The 2,201-nt window shown below is 42.9% G+C and carries 2 protein-coding genes; both read left to right on the top strand.

Features of this window, described 5'->3' with window-relative positions; genetic code table 11:
- Positions 1–165 precede the first annotated feature (165 nt).
- Positions 166–1,032 carry an MBL fold metallo-hydrolase gene (locus ACP45E_RS20855; protein WP_017038095.1) on the top strand — a complete coding sequence of 289 codons (867 nt, stop codon included), beginning with the start codon at positions 166–168 and terminating at the stop codon, positions 1,030–1,032.
- Positions 1,026–1,679: a DsbA family protein gene (locus ACP45E_RS20850; RefSeq protein ID WP_017036231.1), complete on the top strand. Its 654-nt coding sequence runs from the start codon at positions 1,026–1,028 to the stop codon at positions 1,677–1,679. The genes ACP45E_RS20855 and ACP45E_RS20850 overlap by 7 nt, the downstream gene beginning before the upstream one ends.
- Positions 1,680–2,201 lie beyond the last annotated feature (522 nt).

Raw genomic sequence — 2,201 nt, 5'->3', positions numbered from 1 at the left:
ACCGCTCTTCCGATCTTGTAACGTCAACAAATACTTTTGCGGCTGTTAGCCTATCCATACACTTGCTCGATTTAAGAAACAATAATGCTCAGTTTGGTGTGTTTTTCTGAGCGCGTCAATTCCTTATTATCTTCTCCGTACCCAAACACATTCAAGGAGAACGGTATGAAAAAATTTACTCTAATGGCCACATCTGTCTTACTGGCTGCAAATGCAACCGCAGCAGAAAATACACCACTAACTTTTGATGTTTATAACGCTGACAAGAACAGCTTCCACGTAAACTCAACACTAGTAATCGGTGAGAGTGAAGTCATGGTAGTCGATACAGGCTTTACCAAAGCAGATGCTCTGCGCATTGCCGCAAAAGTTCTCGATAGTGGCAAAGAGCTCAAAACTATTTTTATTAGTCAGGCCGACCCAGATTATTACTTTGGTGCCGAAGTACTACATACACTATTCCCGGAGGCGCAAGTTCTGAGTACCCCGGCAGTCATTGAGGTCATAGAGAAAAAGCTCGCAGGAAAATTAGCGTTTTGGGGGCCTAAAATGGGGAGCAATGCTCCGGTTGAACCTTATCTACCACAAGCTATCGAAGACAATGTGTTGACAGTTGATGAACACAAAATCGAGATTCGTGGCACTCAAGGAGAATTGGCTCATCGTCCTTACTTGTGGATTCCTTCTAGCAAAACGGTTCTGGGTAATGTCGCCGTATACGGCAATTTGCATCTTTGGATGGCTGACGCGCAATCTGAGGGTAGTCAGAAAGCATGGGTTAAACAATTGGAAGAACTTCAGGCGCTAAATCCAGAGATAGTCATTCCGGGACACATGAAAGCCGGAACGAAGCTTGATGCAAGCACTATAAGTTATTCGCAGCAGTATCTGGCAGACTTCCAGCAGGCGAAAAGTAGTAGCCAGAATAGCGCTGAATTGATAGACAAAATGTCTGCAAGCTATCCCGAAGCACAACTGCCTATGGCTCTAAGTATTGGTGCTAAGGCACATATGGGTGAAATGAAATGGTAAAAGTACACTACTTTTTCGACCCGATGTGTGGTTGGTGTTACGGTGCTACTTCTCTGTTAGCTGCAATTGCAGCTAACACTGAGATTATGCTGACTCTCCACCCTGGCGGTATGATAGACAACAAGGCTATCGAGCCCAATTTTCGGAGCCATATCCTCGCCAATGACGAGCGCATTGCCAAAATGACGGGAGCACAGTTTGGAGAAAAATATATCCAGCGAGTGAAAGGCAACGATGAAATGATTTTGGACTCTTTCATCACAGCACGTGCAATTCTAACTGCAAAGCAATTGGGTATCGCCCCTTTAGATATGTTGAAAGCCATTCAGCAGGCCCATTATGTTGATGGTAAGCAGGTCAATCATCCCGAAGTACTTGAGGAACTATCAGCAAAATTAGGATTAGAGGGCGCACAGTGGCATAAAGCTATGAATGCAAATCTAGGTATTGAACAGGAAGAAATACAGAAAAGCCAACTGTTAATGCAGAAGTTACAGGTTCATGGGTATCCGACACTGATCCTTGAAGTTAATAATAAGTTTATAGTACTTCCTCACACTGAATTATATGGCAAGCCTGATGAGTGGCGTAAGCTTGTTGATAGCTATATCCGCAGCGATTCCAGTACCTCACAAACCAATATGTAAAAATATTGAAGCCTGAGTTGAGGTACGAGTATTTGCAGAGACAGTATATTGCATATCTCAAGGAAAGCTTTGCATAAAGTGAATCTGATGCCACGGTTCTAGGATGGAAGGTTTTGTCCAGTTCGGCGCAAATCTACCACCGCTGCCAACGGAGGTCTTTGAGGTTTTGGTATACGAAAAGTTATTCAAGGATCGTTAAATTAGCAAAGTCACTGGCAAGCTTGACCCTGTAAATAATTTTGTCCAAAAGCTTCTCGCATTGAATTTTTACCCGTGGCACTTTCTAACTCGAAAGTGCCCCAAAGCTTCTCAGACCAAATGAGTGGACGATCTAGCCATTACATCAAAAGACCAAGTTAATCTAATCCGTACTTTAGTCTCATATACGGAGTTTTTCCGTAATTCACCCCTGTAAATATACACAAGTTCACACAACAGATTGATAACATTTGAGTTTCATAACAAATAGCAGCAACATAGACGGAAAAAGTCCGTCTATAAAGCGTTAAGACTCGCTGTGAT

It is taken from the genome of Vibrio genomosp. F10 str. 9ZD137 (assembly GCF_049974785.1).
Taxonomy (GTDB): Bacteria; Pseudomonadota; Gammaproteobacteria; order Enterobacterales; family Vibrionaceae; genus Vibrio.
This window is presented reverse-complemented; position numbering and strand designations above follow the sequence as displayed.

Coding starts and splice junctions, on each gene's coding strand:
- ACP45E_RS20855 (WP_017038095.1), top strand. CDS start 166: ATGAAAAAATTTACTCTAATGGCCACATCTGTCTTACTGGCTGCAAAT.
- ACP45E_RS20850 (WP_017036231.1), top strand. CDS start 1,026: ATGGTAAAAGTACACTACTTTTTCGACCCGATGTGTGGTTGGTGTTAC.